Annotated in this window: 15 protein-coding genes; 8 read left to right on the top strand and 7 right to left on the bottom strand. The window is 59.1% G+C overall.

What is annotated here, in order from left to right; translation table 11 throughout:
- Window positions 1-65 precede the first annotated feature (65 nt).
- The 5 genes from CLR77_RS19325 to glnA all read right to left on the bottom strand — a co-directional run bounded on the left by CLR77_RS19325 (window position 66) and on the right by glnA (window position 5,449).
- Window positions 66-623, bottom strand: coding sequence for a DUF4124 domain-containing protein (locus tag CLR77_RS19325; protein WP_097462354.1), 558 nt, complete (start codon window positions 621-623; stop codon window positions 66-68).
- A gap of 106 nt (window positions 624-729) precedes the next feature.
- Complete coding sequence (locus CLR77_RS19320) at window positions 730-2,265, bottom strand: DHA2 family efflux MFS transporter permease subunit (protein WP_143269449.1); 1,536 nt, start codon at window positions 2,263-2,265, stop codon at window positions 730-732.
- Window positions 2,265-3,389, bottom strand: coding sequence for an HlyD family secretion protein (locus tag CLR77_RS19315; protein WP_158227246.1), 1,125 nt, complete (start codon window positions 3,387-3,389; stop codon window positions 2,265-2,267). Before CLR77_RS19315 ends, CLR77_RS19320 begins: the two co-directional genes overlap by 1 nt.
- Window positions 3,390-3,400: 11 nt before the next feature.
- Window positions 3,401-3,862, bottom strand: coding sequence for a MarR family winged helix-turn-helix transcriptional regulator (locus CLR77_RS19310; protein ID WP_097462352.1), 462 nt, complete (start codon window positions 3,860-3,862; stop codon window positions 3,401-3,403).
- A 180-nt stretch (window positions 3,863-4,042) separates the two neighbouring features.
- Complete coding sequence (gene glnA / locus CLR77_RS19305; protein WP_097462351.1) at window positions 4,043-5,449, bottom strand: glutamate--ammonia ligase; 1,407 nt, start codon at window positions 5,447-5,449, stop codon at window positions 4,043-4,045.
- A 482-nt stretch (window positions 5,450-5,931) separates the two neighbouring features.
- On the opposite strand from glnA, the gene typA reads away from it, so the two are divergent.
- Window positions 5,932-7,740: a translational GTPase TypA gene (gene typA, locus CLR77_RS19300; RefSeq protein ID WP_097462350.1), complete on the top strand. Its 1,809-nt coding sequence runs from the start codon at window positions 5,932-5,934 to the stop codon at window positions 7,738-7,740.
- A gap of 817 nt (window positions 7,741-8,557) precedes the next feature.
- Here the strand turns inward: typA and CLR77_RS19295 are convergent.
- Window positions 8,558-9,766 carry a methyl-accepting chemotaxis protein gene (locus tag CLR77_RS19295; RefSeq protein WP_454786175.1) on the bottom strand — a complete coding sequence of 403 codons (1,209 nt, stop codon included), beginning with the start codon at window positions 9,764-9,766 and terminating at the stop codon, window positions 8,558-8,560.
- Window positions 9,767-10,582: 816 nt separating this feature from the next.
- Between CLR77_RS19295 and iadA the strand changes: the two genes are divergently transcribed.
- The 7 genes from iadA (at window position 10,583) to astB (ending at window position 19,010) form a co-directional block, all read left to right on the top strand.
- Entirely contained in the window at window positions 10,583-11,767 is a 1,185-nt protein-coding gene (gene iadA / locus CLR77_RS19290) for a beta-aspartyl-peptidase (protein WP_227520011.1), read from the top strand.
- Entirely contained in the window at window positions 11,764-12,714 is a 951-nt protein-coding gene (locus tag CLR77_RS19285; protein ID WP_198962838.1) for a GlxA family transcriptional regulator, read from the top strand. The genes iadA and CLR77_RS19285 overlap by 4 nt, the downstream gene beginning before the upstream one ends.
- Before the next feature lie 121 nt (window positions 12,715-12,835).
- Window positions 12,836-14,047, top strand: a complete 1,212-nt coding sequence (locus tag CLR77_RS19280; RefSeq protein WP_097462348.1) for an aspartate aminotransferase family protein — start codon at window positions 12,836-12,838, stop codon at window positions 14,045-14,047.
- 26 nt (window positions 14,048-14,073) lie between these two features.
- Window positions 14,074-15,090, top strand: coding sequence for an arginine N-succinyltransferase (locus tag CLR77_RS19275; protein WP_097462347.1), 1,017 nt, complete (start codon window positions 14,074-14,076; stop codon window positions 15,088-15,090).
- A gap of 11 nt (window positions 15,091-15,101) precedes the next feature.
- On the top strand, window positions 15,102-16,172 hold the full coding sequence (astA, locus tag CLR77_RS19270; protein WP_097462346.1) for an arginine N-succinyltransferase: 1,071 nt from the start codon (window positions 15,102-15,104) through the stop codon (window positions 16,170-16,172).
- Complete coding sequence (gene astD, locus CLR77_RS19265) at window positions 16,169-17,647, top strand: succinylglutamate-semialdehyde dehydrogenase (RefSeq protein WP_097462345.1); 1,479 nt, start codon at window positions 16,169-16,171, stop codon at window positions 17,645-17,647. Before astA ends, astD begins: the two co-directional genes overlap by 4 nt.
- Window positions 17,648-17,672: 25 nt before the next feature.
- Entirely contained in the window at window positions 17,673-19,010 is a 1,338-nt protein-coding gene (gene astB / locus CLR77_RS19260) for an N-succinylarginine dihydrolase (protein WP_097462344.1), read from the top strand.
- Between the two features lie 16 nt (window positions 19,011-19,026).
- Here the strand turns inward: astB and astE are convergent, their stop codons facing one another.
- On the bottom strand, window positions 19,027-20,064 hold the full coding sequence (gene astE, locus CLR77_RS19255) for a succinylglutamate desuccinylase (RefSeq protein WP_097462343.1): 1,038 nt from the start codon (window positions 20,062-20,064) through the stop codon (window positions 19,027-19,029).
- Window positions 20,065-20,066: the final 2 nt, after the last annotated feature.

The following is a 20,066-nucleotide window of genomic DNA, read 5'->3' as shown; positions in this document are numbered from 1 at the left end:
GGTCAAAAATAGTGCGCCATTGCGCCGTTTTCCGGTGCGATGGCGCTATTTTGGTGCGCTTCGATTTAGTTGTTGGGCTGCTTGCGGAGAGCGGAAGGGCGGTGAACCGTAAAGGTAACGGTTTGTCCGGTCTGGACCAGACTGCCGTCATTGGCAACCACCGACACCGTCGCCGAATGGGTACCGCGATCGATATGGTTGATCGGGAATTGGCCATTCGTGTTGGTGCCCAGGGATTTTCCATCCAGGGAAACGCTGAACAGGTCTCCATTGCGCAGGGGCGGTTTCGACTCTACGGTCAGGACCACGTTGCCATTACCACTCCAGAACGCGATGTCGTTTTGTGGGTAGGTGAAATGGACGATGGTATAGCCCTTGGCCATTTTGGTTTGCTTGACGTTTGTGCTGTTGGCATTGACGTCCTGCACGGATTTCGGCAGCGAGATCGTCGGCAGGGGTTTGACCGCGATGGGCTTCCCTTTATTGGGGTTGTCGGTAAAGGTTGGCGTGCCGTTGTCATCGTAATAGTAGACATCGGCGGCAGATACGGTGCGCGCGACGGTAAGTCCGGCGAGGGCGACGGCAAACGCCGCCGTCAGTAACTTCTTCGACACTGTTTTCACGGGGGTAATCCTGTTGTCTCCGCTATGCACTGCTTCAGTATAGCGAGGTCGCTGATACCTGCAGGATTATCGACCGATAAGCGGGCCTAAGGCAAACCGACGCCGTTCACTCCAGAGCCAGTTCCAGGTTTTCTTCAGTCGGCGCTGCCTTCCTGCCCGGTGTCTGCAGCAGTAACAGCAGGGGGATGGCGGCCAGTGAGATCCAGGTCATCAGGCGGAAGTCATTGAGATAGGCAATGGTTGCGGCCTGGTCCGTCACCATATGATTGAGATACGCCAGTCCACTTACGGTATCCGGTGAGAGGCCTGTAGGCCAGCGGGCGTGCTGGAAAGCATTCCGGAAGGGCGTCAGGTACTCGCTCAGCGTGGCGTGGTTGATCTGTGTATTCCGGGCTACCAGCGTGACCATAATGGATATGCCAATGCTGCTGCCGATGTTGCGCATCAGGCTGTACATGGCCGTTCCTTCGGTGCGGAAGCGTGGATTGAGGGTCGCAAATGTCAGCGTGCTCAAGGGCACAAAGATAAAGCCCAGTCCCAATCCCTGGACGATGCCCGTCATGGCGATGGTCAGGGTGTCGACATTAGTATTGAACTGCGCCATCTGCCAGAGACTCAGCGCCATTAACAGCAGACCGCCCAGAATCAGCAGCCGGGTATCGACACGGTTGATCAGTCGTCCGACCACCAGCATTGCGGTCATACTGCCAATCCCGCGAGGCGCCAGCGCCAGGCCGGTGGTGACGACGGGATAACCCAGCAGGTTCTGCAGGAAGGGGGGCAGCAGGGCTAGCGTTGCCAACAGGATAATGCCGACGACAAAAATGAAGATCAGTCCCACAACCATGTTTCGGTCACGAAACAGGCCGACCTCGATAAAGGGGGCGTCGTCGGTGACCATATGCACGACGAACATATAGAAGGCGACAGCAGCGACCAGGGTTTCGATAACGATCTCCGTCGAGGAAAACCAGTCCTGGCTCTGGCCGCGATCAAGCAGTAACTGCAGCGCGCCGATAGCAATACTGAGCAGCGCGAAGCCGAAGAGGTCGAAGCGTTTGTGCTCCCGCTCGGTTTCCTTGACGAACGTCATGATGCCGAGCAGCGAGAGAATGCCGAAAGGGATATTGATGAAGAAGACCCAGCGCCAGTTGAAGGATTCTGTCAGGTAGCCTCCCAACGTAGGGCCGAGAATGGGGCCGACCATGACGCCGACGCCCCACATGGCCATGGCAGAACCATGCTGCTCCCGGGGATAGGTGTCGAGCAAAACGGCCTGAGACAAGGGCACCAGCCCCGCCCCGAAAACTCCCTGTAGCAGTCGAAAGAGGACGATCTCGTTCAGTGAGCCGGCAAGGCCGCAGAGGACTGATGATATCGTGAAACCGACGACGGAGAGGAGAAACAGGCGTTTGCGGCCGATACGCGCCGACAGGAAACCGGTCATGGGGGTCATGATCGCTGCCGCGACGATATAGGAAGTGAGTACCCAGGAAATCTGGTCGTCGGTTGCAGACATGCTGCCCTGCATATGTGGCAGGGCAACATTGGCGATGGTGGTGTCCAGCGCCTGCATGATAGTGGCCAGCATGATGGAGACGGTGACCAGTCCCCGATATTCGGCGTTGCCTGAGGTCGTCATTACGGTGTCGGCTCGGCGGCCTTGGCGGGAGGTGCGATACAGTCACGAATCCAGGCCAGGGCTGAAGCCACCGGGCCGTGCCCTTCAGTGTGATAGCCGGTATCCACGTCGACATCGACGCTCATCCCTGCCCGTAACACGGGTTGGTTCGGGGCCGGCTGGAGACGTATGCGGACCGGAATTCGCTGCACGACTTTTACCCAGTTGCCGGTGGCGTTTTGTGCGGGCAGTACAGAAAACTCCGAGCCGGTCGCCTGGGCGATACTCTCCACTTCGCCTTTCCATGTGTGGCCGGGGTAGGTATCGACGTCAATGGTCACAGGGTTTCCCGGGTGCATCCAGGTCAGGTCGGTTTCCTTGAAGTTGGCCTCCACCCAGACATCGCGATTGGCCACGACGCTGATGATCGGATGTCCTGCCGATGCGTAGGCTCCCTCATTTGGCGTCTGCGACGCGATGCCGTCAAAGGGCGCCGTGACGCGGGTATGATCCAGGTTCAGTTGCGCCTGCTCGACCTTGGCCTCAGCGGCCTTGTAGTCCGGATACTGTTCGGCGGGCAGGTTCGGATTGCCGTTAAGGCTGGCACGAATGCTCTGTAGCTGAAAGTTAAGTGCCAGGACCTGCTGTTTTGCCGAGTCCTGTTCATGCCGGGCGGCATCGAGTTGGGACGCGGAGTTCAGGTGGCGGTTAGACAGCGTAAGCTGGCGTTGGTATTCCCGGTCGGCGTAGGCCAGGTCGTTGCGAGCCTTGGTGAGCTGGGCCTGTTTTTCCTGGTAATTCGCCTTAAGGGTTTCGATATCGCTACGGGTTTGGCGCTGTTCGGCCTTGGCTTGTGCAAGCGCGACCTGATAGGGTTTAGGGTCGATTTCCACCAATAACTGACCGCGCTTGACGGGTTGGTTCTCGGTGACGGCAATGTCATCGATGGGGCCGCTGACTTGTGGTGCAACCTCCACTAGGTGCGCTTTGATATAGGCATTTTCAGTGCCCACATAACGACCGCCGAAGATCCATGCATACAGGCAGCCCAGGGCTGCGATCAATGGACCGCCGATCAGCAACCAGCGCCTCAGCGTCTGTCGGCGCTTGCCGGGTCGAGCTTGGGATGGTGATGATTCAGGCATCGTTGTCCTGCTCATTTGTCGGCATGTTGATTCTGGAGGCACTCTTCCCTGGCGAGATTCTCTCGCACCCGCGCAAGGAGGCCGACGAGTTGCGCGCGTTCCTGCTCGCTCAGGCCGGCAAGCGCTTCAGCTCGGCTCTCATTGCCTCGGGATCGAAGTTCATCCAGCATGGGGCCGGCTTTCGGTGTCAGGTAAAGCCGATTAGCCCGGCGGTCCTGTGGGTCCGGTTGCCGTTTCACCCAGCCACCGGCTTCCAGCCGGTCGATCTGGCGGGCCAGGGTGATTGGGGAAACCTCCAATATGTCGGCCAGCACCGTCTGCTTGACGCCCTCATTGCGGGCAAGGCGGGCCAATACGGACCACTGGGCGCGATTCAGGTTCAGGGTCTTGGCGCGTCTGTCGAAATTGCGTCGGAGGAGTCGGGCGGCATCGGAAAGCAGGAAGCCGAAATTCTGTTCGGTATTCTCTGTCATGATTTATAACGGGTCACATGGTTGGTGTTGATATTATAAGTAAGCTTATTAAATATGCAAGGATGGGGTGTGGGGCGGTGGTTAATCTTAAGGCGTGGGGCGAGTGGCCCGGCGATCTATGCCATAAAAAAGCCCCGCCGGAGCGGGGCCTTGTCTTGCGACTAGTGTGGACTCGTCGACTTAGACGGAGTAGTAGAGCTCGAACTCGACCGGGTGAGTGGTCATGTTCAGGCGCTGGACTTCGCCGCGCTTCAGGTCGATATAGCCCTGGATCATGTCTTCGGTGAAGACGCCGCCGCGAGTCAGGAACTCGTGGTCTTTCTCCAGGTAGTCGAGCGCCTGCTGCATGGTTTCGCAGACGGTCGGAATGCTCTTGGCTTCTTCTTTCGGCAGGTCGTACAGATCCTTGTCCATGGCATCGCCCGGGTGGATCTTGTTCTGGATGCCGTCGAGGCCGGCCATCAGCATAGCGGAGAAGGCCAGGTACGGGTTCGCGGACGGATCCGGGAACCGTACTTCGATACGACGGGCCTTGGCGCTGTTGACGTACGGAATCCGGATGGAAGCCGAACGGTTGCGTGCGGAGTAAGCCAGCATAACCGGTGCTTCGAAGCCCGGAACCAGGCGCTTGTAAGAGTTGGTGGAGGCGTTGGTGAAGGCGTTGAGCACGCGCGCGTGCTTGATGATGCCGCCAATGTAGTACAGTGCGGTTTCGCTCAGGCCAGCGTAGCTGTCGCCGGCAAAGATGTTTTTGCCGTCTTTGGACAGGGACTGGTGAACGTGCATACCAGAACCGTTATCGCCAACCAGCGGCTTCGGCATGAAGGTTGCCGTTTTGCCATAGGCGTGAGCGACGTTGTGTACGCAGTACTTGAGAATCTGTACTTCGTCGGCCTTGCGAACCAGGGTGTTGGCGCCAACACCGATTTCACACTGGCCGGCTGTGCCGACTTCGTGGTGGTGTACTTCGATGTGCAGGCCCATGGATTCCATCGCCGCACACATGGCTGCGCGCAGGTCGTGCAGGGAGTCTACTGGCGGAACGGGGAAGTAACCGCCCTTAACGCCCGGACGGTGGCCGGTGTTGTTGCGATCGAAATCCTCGCCGGAAACCCAGGCAGCTTCCTCGGAGTAGATTTCGTACATCGACTTGTAGATGTTCGACTCGAACTTCACGGAGTCGAAGACGAAGAATTCAGGTTCCGGGCCGAACAGCGCCGTGTCGGCGATGCCAGTGGACTTCAGGTAATCTTCGGCGCGGCGAGCAACGGAGCGGGGGTCACGCTCATAACCTTGCATCGTGGAGGGTTCAACGATGTCACAGGTGATGTTCAACGTGGTTTCTTCGGTGAACGGATCGATCACGGAAGAGGAGTCATCGGGCATCAGGATCATGTCGGATTCGTTGATGCCTTTCCAGCCAGCGATGGACGAACCGTCGAACATTTTGCCGTCGGTGAAGAAGTCGTCGTTGATTTCGCCGACAGGAATGGTGACGTGCTGTTCTTTACCGCGGGTGTCCGTAAACCGCAGGTCCACCCACTTTACTTCGTGTTCCTTGATCAGATTCACAGTCTTTGTAGACATTAGACATGCTCCGTTTATTTTCGATAGCAATCGCGCCGATACAGCCCGAAGTGGATTACCGCTTTAAGATCGCTCGCTGGCAGCCCGAGCGAGGGAAACTGACTTCGGACGGTTGTTCGCATTAGGGCAACGGCAGCATACCAGAAGGTCTGATAGCTTGCCTCCCTCTCTTGATGAACAGCCTCGCTGTTGCCTGCCCGTTGTGCAAATTACTTGCCAATGTGTTTGCCTGGATGGGGTTTTGCACTTAAAAGAGGCATTTTCCGGGGCTGGCGGGCCTTTGTCGGTAGGGGTGTTTGAAGAATTTCAGTGCTGCAGTCGAGATGATGTGCACTTATATGGTGCTGCGTCATGCTTGGCGCACGATAATGGTGCATTTGTGGCTAGGTGATACTCGCTATGCATCGGACCATAGGCGATGTTGCGCCTTTCCGCTATACTGCGAGCCCTTTTTTCCAACGCGTGTTTCGCAGGATTTTCAAGTGATCGATAAGCTTCGTAACATTGCCATCATCGCCCACGTCGACCATGGCAAGACCACCCTGGTGGATAAACTGCTGCAGCAGTCCGGCACCCTGGACCGTAAAAATGCCGGCACTGAGCGCATCATGGACTCCAACGACCAGGAAAAGGAGCGCGGCATCACTATCCTGGCGAAAAACACGGCCATTCGATGGAATGATTACCGTATCAATATCGTCGACACCCCCGGGCACGCCGATTTCGGTGGCGAGGTAGAGCGGGTTCTGTCGATGGTGGACTCGGTGCTGCTGCTGGTGGATGCCGTCGACGGCCCTATGCCTCAGACCCGGTTCGTTACCCAGAAGGCCTTCGCCCGCGGTCTCAAGCCGATTGTTGTGGTCAACAAGGTGGACCGTCCTGGCGCCCGTCCGGATTGGGTCATCAATGAGGTCTTCGATCTGTTTGACCGCCTGGGTGCCACCGACGAGCAACTCGACTTCCCGATTGTCTATGCGTCGGCACTGAACGGGATTGCAGGTTTCGAGGCGGATGCGCTGGCGGAGGATATGACGCCGCTGTTCGAAATGATCGTCGACCGCGTGCCGGCGCCGGACGTTAATGCCGAGGGTCCTTTCCAGATGCAGGTTTCCTCGCTGGACTACGATCCTTATGTTGGTGTCATCGGTATCGGGCGCATTACCCGCGGCAAGCTCAAGCCCGGTCAGCCCGTTGCGATCGTTGATCGGGATGGCCGTAAGCGTAATGGCCGGATACTGGAGGTCAAAGGCTTCCACGGCCTGCAGCGCGTTAATGTCGATGAAGCGAATGCGGGGGATATCGTCTGTATCTCCGGTATCGAAGAGCTGTTCATTTCCGACACCCTGTGCGATCCGCAAAAGCCTGAGGCTTTGCCGGTTCTGACCGTGGACGAACCGACGGTCAGCATGACATTCCAGGTTAATGATTCGCCGTTTGCCGGTCGCGACGGTAAGTTCATCACCAGCCGCAATATCAAGGAGCGTCTGGAGAAGGAACTGCTGCATAACGTGGCGCTGCGTGTTGAGCAGGGCGATACGGCCGACCGCTTTGTCGTATCCGGGCGCGGCGAATTGCATCTTTCCGTACTGATCGAGACCATGCGCCGGGAAGGTTTCGAGCTGGGCGTATCGCGTCCGGAAGTGGTAACCCGCGAAGTCGATGGCGAATTGCAGGAACCCTACGAGTTCGTTGTGATCGACCTCGAAGACCAGCACCAGGGTTCGGTGATGGAAGAGATGGGGCAGCGTCGCGCCGAAATGAAGAACATGGTGCCGGACGGCCGTGGTCGTACCCGCCTTGAGTTCGTCATGCCGGCCCGGGGGCTGATCGGTTTCCGTTCCACCTTCCTGACGCTGACTTCGGGTTCCGGTATCTTGACGCACGTCTTCGACCATTACGGCCCGATCAAGGGCGGGGATATGGCCAGCCGCAAGAATGGCGTCCTGGTGTCGATGGTTGATGGCAAGGTGTTGGGATACGCACTCTTCAACCTGCAGGAGCGTGGACGTCTGTTCCTGACGCCGGGCACAGAGGTGTATGAAGGCATGCTGATCGGCATCCACAGCCGGGACAATGACCTGGTCGTCAACCCGACCAAGGCCAAGCAGCTGACCAACATCCGTGCTGCGGGTACGGATGAGAACATTATCCTGACGCCGCCCATTCGGATGTCGCTGGAACAGGCGCTGGAGTTCATCGACGATGACGAACTCGTTGAAGTGACGCCTAACCACATCCGCCTGCGCAAGAAACTGCTCAAGGAGCACGAGCGGAAACGCGCTGCGCGATAAGGTTCGAGCTGAACCACCGGAAACCTCCGGATCCATTGGGTTCGGAGGTTTTCTGGTTTTTACCCCTCCTGCTTTTCTCTTCCTGCTGCGGCAATGCCTGTAGCACCGGCTGTTGTGCTATGCACTACTTTGGGTGTCTTGGGGGCAATACGCTTTCAGGTGGTGCGTCCTCTTTGCGCGGAGCTCGGGTCTTTCCCACTGCCTGCCGATGAAAAAACCTGTGTCGATAAAGGGATACCTGACCGTAAACGGCCTTGGCATGCCTGATGCTTATTGAATGTGACGGTGATGACCTGGTCCTGTGCCGGGAAACGATCCGCAGACCATCTGGAGGATTTACCATGAAAGCGACGCGTGACAGCAGTTTGTTGTTCGAATTGACCCACCCCTTTGAGTCGATGGTTATCGACGAAATGCGGGACTATTTCGAGTCCATGTATTTCGCCAACTGAAGGTGTTGGCTTTAGACATGTGAATACGCATTGCGCTGGTGAGGCCACGTTTCAGGAGGGCGCGGCCCGGGTAACCCTGACGGAGGCACTACGATTTCGGTGCCTCTTCCCTGTTTCATTGGTCAACCTGTCTGCATTACCCGTTGTGCCATGCGGGTATGCAGACAGCGCTTTCCCTTCTTCCCTCTCTATGTCTTAACGTAAACGTCGCATTGACCTAAATGTTGCAGGAGAACGCGTCTCTTGGCGCCTGCGTTTTCACGCCCGCTGAAGGATTGGAAAAGCCGGGGTGTGGAAGCCGCCACAGAGTGACGGCCTTTCCCGAGGAGCGATGTGGTTGCTGGTCTTAGGTCTTTAACGGCCGGTCAGCAGCGGAACTGGACGACCAGGCGGTGCAGTTCGTCCACCATCTGGCGCAATGTTTCGCTGGCCGCGGCGGTGCGGGTGGCGGCATCGGAGACATCGCCGGTCAACTGACTGATATTGACGATACTCTGGTCGATGCTCTCCGCGGCGCCGGTCTGCTCCTCGGTCGCATGGGCGATCTGTTCGTTGGTGCTGTTGATGGCGGTGACGGCGCCGAGGATATCGGCGATAGCTGTCGTGGTCTGGCCGGCGCCGGACAGGGTGCTGGAGGCCTGCTCCCGACTGCTTTCCATTCGCTTCACCACATTCTGGGTCTCGGCCTGCAGGCGCTCTATCATGCCCTGAATCTCGTCGGTGGAGTCACCCGTACGCTGCGCCAGGGTACGCACCTCGTCAGCCACTACCGCGAAACCGCGCCCCGCTTCGCCAGCTCGAGCGGCTTCGATAGCGGCGTTGAGAGCCAGCAGGTTGGTTTGTTCGGCGATGCTGCGGATGACGTCCAGCACGGAACCGATGCCATCGGCGTTCTGTGCCAGGTCGCGAACCGACTCTGAACTTTCGAAAATGCGGTCAGCGAGGGATTCGATGTCGTGCATGGTCTGGGCGATGATGGCCTGGCCATTCTTGCAGGCCTGGGCCGCTGAGCGGGCCTGGGTGACCGCCTCATTGGTGTGGTCGTTGATGCCTTTGACGGTCACGGCCATTTCGTTACTGGCGGTCGCCACCTGGTCGGTTTCCGAGCGGAGCTGTTGCACCGACTGATCGGTTGAGGTGCTGGCGGATGCGCTGTCGTCAGCCGCGCTCGACAGTTGTTCCGCAGCACTGGCCAGGTCGCGAATAATGACGGAGAACTTCTGCAGCATGCTGTTGAACGCCTGGCCGATATCGCCGATCTCGTTTCGGCCTGCGTAGGCAACCCGTTTGGACAGGTCGTTGTTGTGCTCGATGTCCATGATAACGGCGGCGAGGCGACGCAGGGGACGACTGATCGAACGGGCCAGCAGCCAGCCGACGACGATGCTGATCACGATGGACGCGGCCAGGATCAGGAGAATGTGCTTCTGCAGTTGGTGACCCCGCGCCTTTACCTCGTTGCTGGATTCCTGCACCTGTTCCGCTGCCTTGGACAGTTTTTCCCCGGCGCCGAGCACCCCGCTGCCTGCGTCGGTCACCGACTGTGCCGCTTCACTCAGGATGGCGTCAAACATGGAGTTCATGGCGATGGCCTGACTCTGTGCCGAACCCATGGGACCCGATATCTGCTGTGGCGAAGCCCCCTTTGTCGCGAGGTCATAGGCTTGCTTTATATCCGAATTGAAGTCGTCAAGGTAGAGGGCGACACCGTCGGTGGCTTCGCCGAGATCCGGGGATAGCTGGCCGATGGATTTCAACTTTGCGCGCAGTTGTTTCTCGGCCTTGTCGCCTTCGCTGACGGATTGGGAGTCTGCACTCGCTACGGAGTTGAGGCGCCAGTAAAGGTATTTCGAGTAAAGTCCGTAGGCCTCGAACGTGGCCGTCTGAAGGCGCAGTTTACCCTGCTGTTCGTGGACCAGTTTGTTCTGGGTTTTGATAGCCTGGGTCTGGCTGCTGATAAAGGCCGTCTGCCCTTCGATGGTGCTGGTGATGGACTTGACGCCGCGAATGACCAGCCCGAAGGCGATGACCAGGATGACCAGCAGGGCCAGCGTCATCAGCATGGAGCGGTGGAACAGGGTAAAGCGAATCTGTTTTGGCGAGAGCTTCATGTTTTAAACCTGTACAAGGCACGATTCCCGGGACCTGTCGGTCATTGCTCTCCTTGCGCCGAGACTGAGCTGAGAATCGACCACTGCCTATGCCCCGCGGCAAGATGAACGTATCCTGGCGCTCCCTGCCGACGTGGGGTAGTTTTTAATGGCTGGCCGTGGACTGAGTCGGGTTGGGTATCAACCTGATTACAAGCATAGACCAGATACTTCAGCTTTCTATTTTTAGCCTCTCCATCCTAAGATGTGAAGTTTGGGCCGAGCATGAGTTTAAGCAAGATGAGTGCCGATACAATGATGCTGGTGATCGACGGTGGCGAAATCTTTGCTCCCCAGCCCCTGGGTGAGCTGTCCATCCTGACGGCGGGAGAGCGCGTCGCCGCACTTGGCGCCGACGTGGCAGGATTGCGGGGTTTGCCGCTGGAGCGTTTGTGTGCGGACGACTGCTACGTGGTACCTGGATTCGTGGACGGGTTGACGCACATCACCGGCGGAGGCGGCGAGGGCGGTTTTGCCACCCGGACTCCGGAAATGCGGCTGACCGATGCCGTCCTCGGTGGCGTGACGACAATGGTCGGGGCGCTGGGAACCGATGCTATCACCCAGACGCTGCCTGCGCTGCTGGCCAAGGCCAGGGCCCTGGAGAGTGAAGGGCTGACCTGTTATTGCTACACCGGTTCCTATCAGGTCCCGGTGCGGACCCTACTGTCGACGGTCCAGGAGGATATCGTACTGGTCGATCGTTTCGTCGGCGTTGGCGAGGTGGCAATCTCGGATCACCGTTCCAGTCATCCAAGCTGTCACGAACTGACCCGATTGGCGTCGGAAGCGCGGGTCGGCGGCATGCTGGCCGGCAAGGCCGGTATTGTCATGATTCATACCGGCGACGCCGATACCCGCCTGACCCCCTTGCTAGACGTGGTTCGCCAGTCGGCACTGCCCCTGACCCAGTTCTGGCCGACTCACATCAATCGCAGCAGCGATCTGCTTCAGGCCGGCATCGACTTCGCGCAGAAAGGGGGCGTCATCGACTTTACGGCAAGTACAACTCCGGACCTGATTGCCGCGGGGGATATCCCTTGTGTCCAGGCCCTCTCTGCGGTCCTTGAGGCGGGGGTGTCCGTTGAGCAGGTCACTTTCACCACGGACGGTCACGCCAGCCTGCCCCGTTTTGATGCGCAGGGCCAGCTTATTGGATTGCAAATAGGCCGCATGGACAGCTTGCTGACCACCTTGCGCCAGTGCGTGCTCGAGGCGGGTTTTGCATTGGGAACCGCCTTGCTACCCATTACGCAAAATCCAGCGGAGCGTTTGAAGTTGCCGCGTAAAGGTCGGCTGGCCGTGGGTGCCGATGCGGATCTGCTGGTGTTGGAGAAACGTACACTGGCGTTGCGGCATGTGGTGGCCAGGGGACGCGTGATGCTGAGGGACGGGCTGCCGGTCTGTCGGGGATATTTCGATTGAAACAGATCGATGTCGGTTTTGTCTTGTTGCCGGGCAGCTCGCCGTTGGTTTATGCCGCTGCGGCAGACCCTTTCTTTGTGTGCAATCGCCTGATTGGCGAAGAGCGTTTCCGTATCCATCATTATCCGTTGGCGGATGCCTGGGTGACGGGCTTGCAGCTGGTGCCTGTGCCGTTACCCGAGGGGCGGGAAAATTTGCCGGACTGGCTGCTCGTTTGCGGTGGAACCCCTGCCCAGCACCGTGAAATTCCGGGTTTGACGGACTGGTTAAAAGGTTACGGGGATAGCGTGGACGTCCTGGGGGGGCTGGCGTCGGGAGGACTTAGCCTGGCGGAAGCCGGCTTGCTTAACGGGTATAGGGCGGTCCTTCATAGCTGGAATCCCGGTGAGTTGCGAGCGCATTACCCTTTGATTCGCCTGTCGGATGATGCCTTTGTTGTTGACCGGCATCGCCTGACCTGCAGGGGGGGGACCGCAGCCCAGGATATGATGATCTGGGCGATAGGGCGTGAGCTGGGTTCGGATATGGCAGAAGCCCTGGCCCAGTGGTTTGTGCGGGAGCGAGTGGGAGAACCCGGTGTCGCGGCCCGGCAGCAGCCGTCGGAAAACGCCCTGCGAGAGCAGCCGGCGTTGGCGGAGGCCATAGCGCTAATGGCCGCGAATATTGCGGAGCCGTTGTCCGCCGACGATCTGGCCCGCCACGCCGGTGTTTCACGCCGGCAACTGGAGCGACTGTTCCGGCGTTACCTGGATACGGTGCCTTCCCGCTACTACCTGCAGATCCGCATGGAACGTGCCCGGGAGAAAGTGTGCGGTACTCAGGAGTCGATTACCGATATCGCTCTGGCCTGCGGTTTCTCGTCCGGCGCGCACTTCAGCAACAGTTACCGCAACCTCTATGGTCTCACGCCCAGCGAGGACCGCGAGCGTCCCTCCAAGTCGACCTGATTCCGACCATTGTCGAAGATGTTTTGGCGCAATCCTGCAAGTGAGCGTCGCTTTCTTGAAAGCGACACCAGCTGACTGCCCGTAAACTCCAGGCAGGTTTACTTGTCACGCAGGGGATAGCATGAGCCATACAAAAGTTACAAGATCCATGTTCGATGATGTCATGGTGCCCAACTACTCGCCGGGCAAAATGATTCCGGTACGCGGACTCGGTTCGCGCGTGTGGGACCAGGAGGGGCGAGAGTACATCGATCTGGCAGGCGGCATTGCCGTCACTGGGTTGGGCCATGCTCATCCGAAGCTGGTGGAGGTCCTTACCGATCAGGCGCACCGCCTGTGGCACCTGAGCAATGTCCTCACCAACGAGCCGGCAATCCGCCTGGCCCAGCGTCTGTGTGACCTGACTTTTGCTGAGCGCGTCTACTTCGCCAACTCCGGTGGCGAAGCCAACGAAGCGGCTTTCAAGCTGGCACGCCGCTATTCCTGGGAACACTACGGTCCCGACAAGCACGAGATCATCTCCTTCCGTAGCAGTTTCCATGGCCGCACCCTGTTCACGGTCAGTGTCGGCGGGCAGCCCAAATACCTGGAAGGTTTCGAGCCCGCACCGGCCGGTATCCATCATGCGACCTACAACGACCTGGCCTCGGTCGAGGCGCTGATCAGCGAGCGGACTTGCGCTGTCGTCGTTGAGCCGATTCAGGGCGAAGGCGGCGTACTGCCGCCGGCACCGGGTTTCCTGGAAGGCCTGCGCGAGTTGTGCGATCGCCATAATGCGCTGCTGGTGTTCGACGAAGTGCAAACCGGTGTCGGTCGTACCGGTCATCTCTATGCCTATCAGAAATTCGGCGTGACGCCGGATATCCTGACCACCGCCAAGGCGTTGGGTAACGGTTTCCCGGTAGGTGCCATGTTGACCCGCGCCGATATCGCCGCGAGTCTAGGCATCGGTACCCATGGCAGCACCTACGGCGGTAACCCGCTGGCGTGTGCCGTTGCGGAAGCGGTGCTGGATATCGTCAGCGATCCGGCTGTGCTGGAAGGAGTCGAGTCGCGCCGCCTCCGGCTGGTTGCCGGTCTGGAAGCCATCAACAGCCGCTATGAAATCTTCAGTGAGATTCGCGGTGGCGGACTCTTGCTGGGAGGCGCCCTGACGGATCAATGGAAAGGCAAGTCGAAGGAATTCCTCTCTGCCGGTCTGGAAGAGGGTGTCATGGTGCTGGTTGCGGGCCCTGATGTCATGCGTCTGGCGCCGTCTCTGATCATTCCCGAAGAAGATATCGACGAAGCCCTCAAGCGCTTCGAACGTGCCGTGGCGCGTGTTGTCACCTGAAGCCGTTCGCGCGAAGGAGCATTGCGATGTGGATCGTTAGACCTGCCCGCCACGAAGATCTGGCCGGCATCGAGCAGTTGGTAGTAGGGCAGGGGCCGAGCGTCTCCACGACGCTGCCCCAGTCACGGGATAAGCTGAGTGAGCGGATTGACCAGAGCCTGCGCTCTCTGGCCGATGACCCATCACTGAAGCAGGGCGAGCGCTTTCTGTTCGTGCTGGAAGACGTCGAGACCGGGCGTGTGCATGGTACTGCCGGTATCGACGTACATGCCGGATTGGGGCAGCCGTTCTACAACTATCGCTGCGACGAGCTGATTCATTCGTCCCATGAGTTGGGTGTCTCCAATCGTGTCGAGGTGTTGTATCCCACGCACGAGCTCACCGGGCGCTCGCTGCTGTGCTCCTTCGCAATCGACCGCGCGTTGCGCGGTCAACCCGCTTTCGAACTGCTCTCGCGGGCGCGCCTGTTGTTTATGGCGCAGCACCGAGAGCGGTTTACCGATGAGCTGATTGTCGAAATCCAGGGTGTGCAGGACGAGGACGGCCAGTCGCCTTTCTGGGACAGTCTTGGGCGTCACTTCTTCAACATGGATTTCGCGACGGCGGATTACTATTCGGCGATCAAGAGTAAGACCTTCATTGCCGAACTGATGCCTCCGCATCCGATCTACGTGACGCTGTTGTCCGATGCGGCGCGGCAGGCTATCGGCCGCCCCTACGAAGCCGCGGCGCAAACGCTCCAGTTGTTGCAGCGGGAGGGCTTCAGTGCGGGACGTCACATCGATATTTTCGATGGCGGCCCGGTTCTCGAATGTCGCCTGAACGACCTTTATTCCGTCAAGAACCATCGTCTGAAAACCGTGAAGCGTGGCGATGCCAGCCGTGGCCTGGCCTACATGATCGCTAATGGCGAGAACGAGGATTTCCGCTGCGGCCTGGCGAATGTCAGTGACGGTATTGGCGATGTGATCCGACTTCACAATGACGTTGCAGATGTGTTGCGGGTTAATGACAACGACGACGTTGCCATGATCGCACTCTAGGGGAAACGCTCATGCTGGTAATTCGACCGATACGAAATAAAGACCTAGATGCGTTGTATGGCATGGCGGAGGAGGCCGGCGTCGGCGTGACCTCGCTACCTGCCAACCGGGACCTGCTGGCTCGCCGGATCGCGCAGGCAGAGGATGCCATCGAGCAACGGGTTGCGCCTGAACACGCGCGTTACTTTTTTGCGATGGAAGACCTGGATACGGGGCGTTGCGCCGGTGTTTGCGGAATCGATGCGCGAGTTGGCCTGGACGACGTCTGGTACAACTACCGGGTCAGCACCATGGTCAATGCCTCCAGCGAGCTGGGCATCCATGTGCAGACGCCGACCCTGTTCCTGACCAATGACATGACCAACTGCAGCGAACTCTGTTCGCTGTACCTGGCGGAACCCTATCGTCAAGGCGGCAACGGCCTGTTCCTGTCCCGCTGCCGGTCGCTGTTCCTCGCGGATTTCCAGGAGTTCTTCTCTGACAAGATCTTTGCCGAAATGCGTGGATACTCCGACGAGGAAGGGCGCAGTCCGTTCTGGGAAGCCCTGGGCCGTCGCTTCTTCAGCATGGAGTTCCAGGACGCCGACTACCTGACGGGCCTCGGCAACAAGTCCTTTATCGCCGAGTTGATGCCCAAGTACCCGATTTATCTGCCGCTCCTTCCGAAAGCCGCACGAGAGGTTATCGGCAAGGTGCACGACAACACCCGGCCTGCGTTGCATATGCTCGAAGAGGAAGGGTTCAACTTCAACGGGCTGGTCGACATCTTTGATGGCGGACCGGTCCTGGAAGCATTCGTTCGTAATATTCGCGCTGTTCGCGAGAGCTTCAACCGACATGCCCTTGTCAGTCGACAGGAGGTGGAGACACCGTTGACAGCGGATAACACCGTTCTCGTCTCGAACGGCTCCTTCCGCGACTTTCGTGTCATCCGGCTGCCGGCAAGCTGCGTCAGGGCAGATACGATCAGTATTCCCGCTAAGGCGGCGCAAGCTCTGCAGATCAGTTCGGGGGATGTGGTCCGCATCGTCGCACTGAAGGACAAGCACGTCGCGAACGTTCCCAAGAGGAGATTTTCATGACTATTGCCATGACGGGTCAGTTGTTCATTGGTGGACAATGGAAAAATGGGCAGGGCGAAGCCCTGACATCCTTTCAACCGGTTACCCAGGATGTTGTATGGCAGGGAAACAGCGCCACCGAACAGGACGTACAGAGTGCTGTTGATGCGGCCCGTGCAGCCTATCCGGGGTGGCGCCGCCGTTCTCTGGATGAACGCAAGGCCATTCTGGAGCGCTTTGCGGCGTTGCTCGGGGAGCGTAGTGAGGAACTGGCCCACGCGATCGGTCGGGAAACCGGCAAGCCCCTGTGGGAATCGCGTACCGAAGTGACCGCCATGACGGGCAAGATCGCCATCTCTTTGCGAGCCTATGAGGAGCGTACCGGTGAGCGTCACGCCGATGGTGCCGCCGGGCATGCCGTGTTGCGTCATCGCCCCCATGGCGTGGTAGCGGTTTTTGGCCCCTACAACTTTCCGGGCCATCTGCCCAATGGGCACATCGTGCCGGCTCTGCTCGCCGGCAACACCGTGGTCTTCAAACCGAGTGAGCTGACGCCGGGTGTGGCGGAGCTCACCTTGCGGCTGTGGCAGGAAGCGGGTTTGCCCGACGGCGTGATCAACCTGGTACAGGGTGCCCGTGAAACGGGGATCGCCCTGGCGGGCCATTCCGGTATCGACGGCCTCTTTTTCACCGGCAGCTCGGCAACCGGACAGCTGTTGCACCGGCAGTTCGGTGGCCAGCCCGAGAAGATCCTGGCATTGGAAATGGGCGGTAACAATCCGCTGATCGTCGACGGTATTTCCGATATCGACGGCGCTGTTCATCACACGATCTTTTCTGCGTTTATTTCCGCTGGCCAGCGTTGCACCTGTGCCCGCCGTCTGCTGTTACCGGAAGGTAGCGAAGGTGACCGCTTCCTGCAGCGCCTTCTGGAGGTGAGCCGTTCGATCCGTGTGGGGCGCTTTGACGACGAACCGCAGCCGTTCATGGGCTCGCTGGTGTCGGCACAGGCGGCGCGCCATATGCTGGATGCCCAGGACAGCTTCGAACGCGGCGGTGCCGAGGTCCTGCTGAGAATGGCGCCGGTGGGCGACAGTGGTGCCATGGTTTCGCCGGGTATTATCGATGTTACCGCGATGAAGCAACGGATTGATGAAGAGTTCTTTGGCCCCTTGCTGAGCGTTATTCGTTTCAAGGATTTCGATGAGGCGCTGCACATTGCCAACGACACCCGTTATGGCCTGTCCGCGGGCATCCTCACCGATGATCGCAGCAAGTACGAGAGCCTGCTGGAAGAGGCGCGCGCGGGTATCGTCAACTGGAACCGGCCCCTGACCGGTGCCAGCAGTGCGGCACCGTTTGGCGGCATTGGTGCGAGCGGCAATCACCGTCCCAGCGCTTATTACGCGGCCGACTACTGTGCCTGGCCGATGGCGTCGTTGGAAGCAGAGCAGTCGTCCATGCCGGCATCGCTGCCGCCGGGGCTGACCTTTTAAACCGATGCGGCGGGAGTGGTAAAACATGAAAGCGGTTGAAGCGAATTTCGATGGACTGGTAGGACCGACCCACAACTATGCCGGCCTATCCTGGGGTAATGTCGCGTCGCAGACGAACGTCAATGCGGTTTCCAACCCCAGGGAAGCGGCCCGTCAGGGGTTGCTCAAGATGAAGGCGCTGGCGGATTTGGGGCTGACGCAGGGCGTTCTGCCGCCTCACGAACGCCCCCATCTGCCGACGCTGCGTCGTATCGGGTTCAGTGGTAGCGACGCTGAGGTGCTTGCTGAAGCGGAAAAAACGGATCCGGTCCTGCTGTCTGCAGCCAGTTCGGCCTCCTGTATGTGGACGGCCAATGCTGCCACGGTATCGCCCAGCGCCGACACTGCCGACGGCCGTGTGCATTTCACGCCGGCCAATCTCAACGCCAAGTTCCATCGTTCCATCGAACACGAAACGACGGGACGGGTGTTGCAGACGATTTTCGCCAACCCGCAGTATTTTGCCCATCATCCGGCCCTGCCGGCGGTTTCCCAATTCGGTGATGAAGGGGCTGCCAATCACACGCGCCTGTGTGCGGCTTATGGGGAGCCCGGCGTGGAGCTCTTTGTCTACGGTCGAGAGGCCTTCAACGAATCAGCTCCCCGCCCAATCCGCTATCCGGCCCGTCAAACCCGGGAAGCCTGTGAGGCCATTGCCCGCCTGCATGGTTTGCCCGAGCGCTGCCAGGTCCTCGCACAACAGAATCCCGAAGCGATCGATGCCGGCGTTTTTCACAATGACGTTATCGCGGTTGGCAATGGCAATGTCCTCTTCTATCACGAGAGGGCCTTTCTCGATGAGGAGTGGGTACTGACGGATATTCGCGGCAAACTGGCTGGTGCACAGTTGGTGCCGATACGCGTTGCTGCGTCGGATGTGGGCCTGCAGGATGCTGTCAAGTCCTACCTGTTCAACAGCCAATTGTTGACCCGGCAGGACGGCCGTATGTTGCTGGTGGTGCCGCAGGAGTGTCGCGATACGCCCAACGTGTCCGCTTATCTGGATGCCTTGGTAGCGGACGGCGGGCCTATTGCCGAGGTGCGCACTTTCGATCTCAAGCAGTCCATGCAGAATGGGGGCGGGCCAGCCTGCCTGCGTTTGCGTGTTGCCCTGAATGAATCAGAGCTACAGGCGATGCACCCGGGGGTAATGATGACGGATGCGCTCTTTGAACAGCTGATGCAATGGGTTGAGCGCTATTACCGGGATCGCCTGTCGCAGAAGGATCTGGCTGATCCCAGCCTGTTGCGGGAGAGTCGGGAGGCGTTGGATGCGCTGACCGGGATCCTCGGATTGGGCAGTATCTACGAGTTCCAGCGCTAAGGGTTGAGCCTAAGGGTCAGGCGGTACAACGCCTGACCATCAAGCCTGCCCGTTGCCCGATCGGCACATTCCGGTTGGGGAACACGATCGCCTCAGGTTCCGGACCTACCTTGTAATCCGTCTTTCGATCCTGCCAGATGATGGCGCCACTCGGGTATTCCGTGAAATTGGCAACGTCGTCCGGCACGTGGAGATGGAAATCCTCTCCCGTGTTGATGATTTCATGTACCACCTGGAACAGGTCAATCTGTTCGCGTACATCCCCCGTCACCGCAATCTCCGCGCCGCCTAGCAGTTGGCGTAAGCTATTGCGGATACCGGAAAAGCGAGCGAGGTCATTCTGACCGAAAGGCTGCACTTTCCCTAATTCCACGGTAAAGCTTTCCGCCCCATAGCGTATGGCGCTATGTGAGGCGAAGGTACTGGCGGTCTTGTGCTGCAGAAGCAGCGTTTTCACATCGCTGGCGACCAGGAATGCGAGTTGCTGGTCTGGCACATGACGGCCGGGAATGAAGGGATAGACGGCGAACTTTTCCCGCTTGGAGGGGCGGATCGCCGTGTGCAGGTCATAGTGAAAGAGGGGCGTGCCGGCTTCGACGAAGCGGTCGACCCAGTATTCCAGCTGTCGGGCGCGCTCCCCCTCGAGGCTGCCCCGATAGGGCGGCTTTTCGTGGACGCCCGTAAAAAGACGGTTCAGGTTGTGATCCACGAAGCGTTCGCCCTGCACCATGGCGACCGGATTGCCGAAGATGAGCAGTGTCGCCGACTCCGGCACCCAGTTTCCGTCGAGGATTTCCCCGAGCAGTAGGTTGCAGACTTCGATCGGGGCCGTTTCGTTACCGTGAACGCCTGCAGAGATAATCAGCTGTCGCTGCGATGGCAGAGGCGGCCGGATCAGCAGGATGCCGGTTTCCAGCCGCTCTATGATCACGCCGCTTTCCAGGTGGGCTGCGGCGTGCGCGCTGCTCTCGCCGGCATGGGCCAGCGTGTGGGCGAGGAAGTCCCTGTGATCGCCAAACAGGGCGTGTCGCGGGTTTTCCTTGGTTTGCTCCATCG

The organism is Mangrovitalea sediminis, assembly GCF_002514725.1.
GTDB lineage: Bacteria > Pseudomonadota > Gammaproteobacteria > Pseudomonadales > Oleiphilaceae > Mangrovitalea > Mangrovitalea sediminis.
Note: the sequence above shows the minus strand (reverse complement) of the source record. Positions and strands in the feature narration are given on the sequence as shown.

What these genes read in the sequence shown, in the direction of transcription:
- CLR77_RS19320 (WP_143269449.1), bottom strand. Translation starts at nt 2,265, where the DNA reads ATGACGACCTCAGGCAACGCCGAATATCGGGGACTGGTCACCGTCTCC.
- CLR77_RS19315 (WP_158227246.1), bottom strand. Translation starts at nt 3,389, where the DNA reads ATGCCTGAATCATCACCATCCCAAGCTCGACCCGGCAAGCGCCGACAG.
- CLR77_RS19310 (WP_097462352.1), bottom strand. Translation starts at nt 3,862, where the DNA reads ATGACAGAGAATACCGAACAGAATTTCGGCTTCCTGCTTTCCGATGCC.
- glnA (WP_097462351.1), bottom strand. Translation starts at nt 5,449, where the DNA reads ATGTCTACAAAGACTGTGAATCTGATCAAGGAACACGAAGTAAAGTGG.
- CLR77_RS19295 (WP_454786175.1), bottom strand. Translation starts at nt 9,766, where the DNA reads ATGTTTGACGCCATCCTGAGTGAAGCGGCACAGTCGGTGACCGACGCA.
- iadA (WP_227520011.1), top strand. Translation starts at nt 10,583, where the DNA reads ATGAGTGCCGATACAATGATGCTGGTGATCGACGGTGGCGAAATCTTT.
- CLR77_RS19280 (WP_097462348.1), top strand. Translation starts at nt 12,836, where the DNA reads ATGAGCCATACAAAAGTTACAAGATCCATGTTCGATGATGTCATGGTG.
- CLR77_RS19275 (WP_097462347.1), top strand. Translation starts at nt 14,074, where the DNA reads ATGTGGATCGTTAGACCTGCCCGCCACGAAGATCTGGCCGGCATCGAG.
- astA (WP_097462346.1), top strand. Translation starts at nt 15,102, where the DNA reads ATGCTGGTAATTCGACCGATACGAAATAAAGACCTAGATGCGTTGTAT.
- astD (WP_097462345.1), top strand. Translation starts at nt 16,169, where the DNA reads ATGACTATTGCCATGACGGGTCAGTTGTTCATTGGTGGACAATGGAAA.
- astB (WP_097462344.1), top strand. Translation starts at nt 17,673, where the DNA reads ATGAAAGCGGTTGAAGCGAATTTCGATGGACTGGTAGGACCGACCCAC.
- astE (WP_097462343.1), bottom strand. Translation starts at nt 20,064, where the DNA reads ATGGAGCAAACCAAGGAAAACCCGCGACACGCCCTGTTTGGCGATCAC.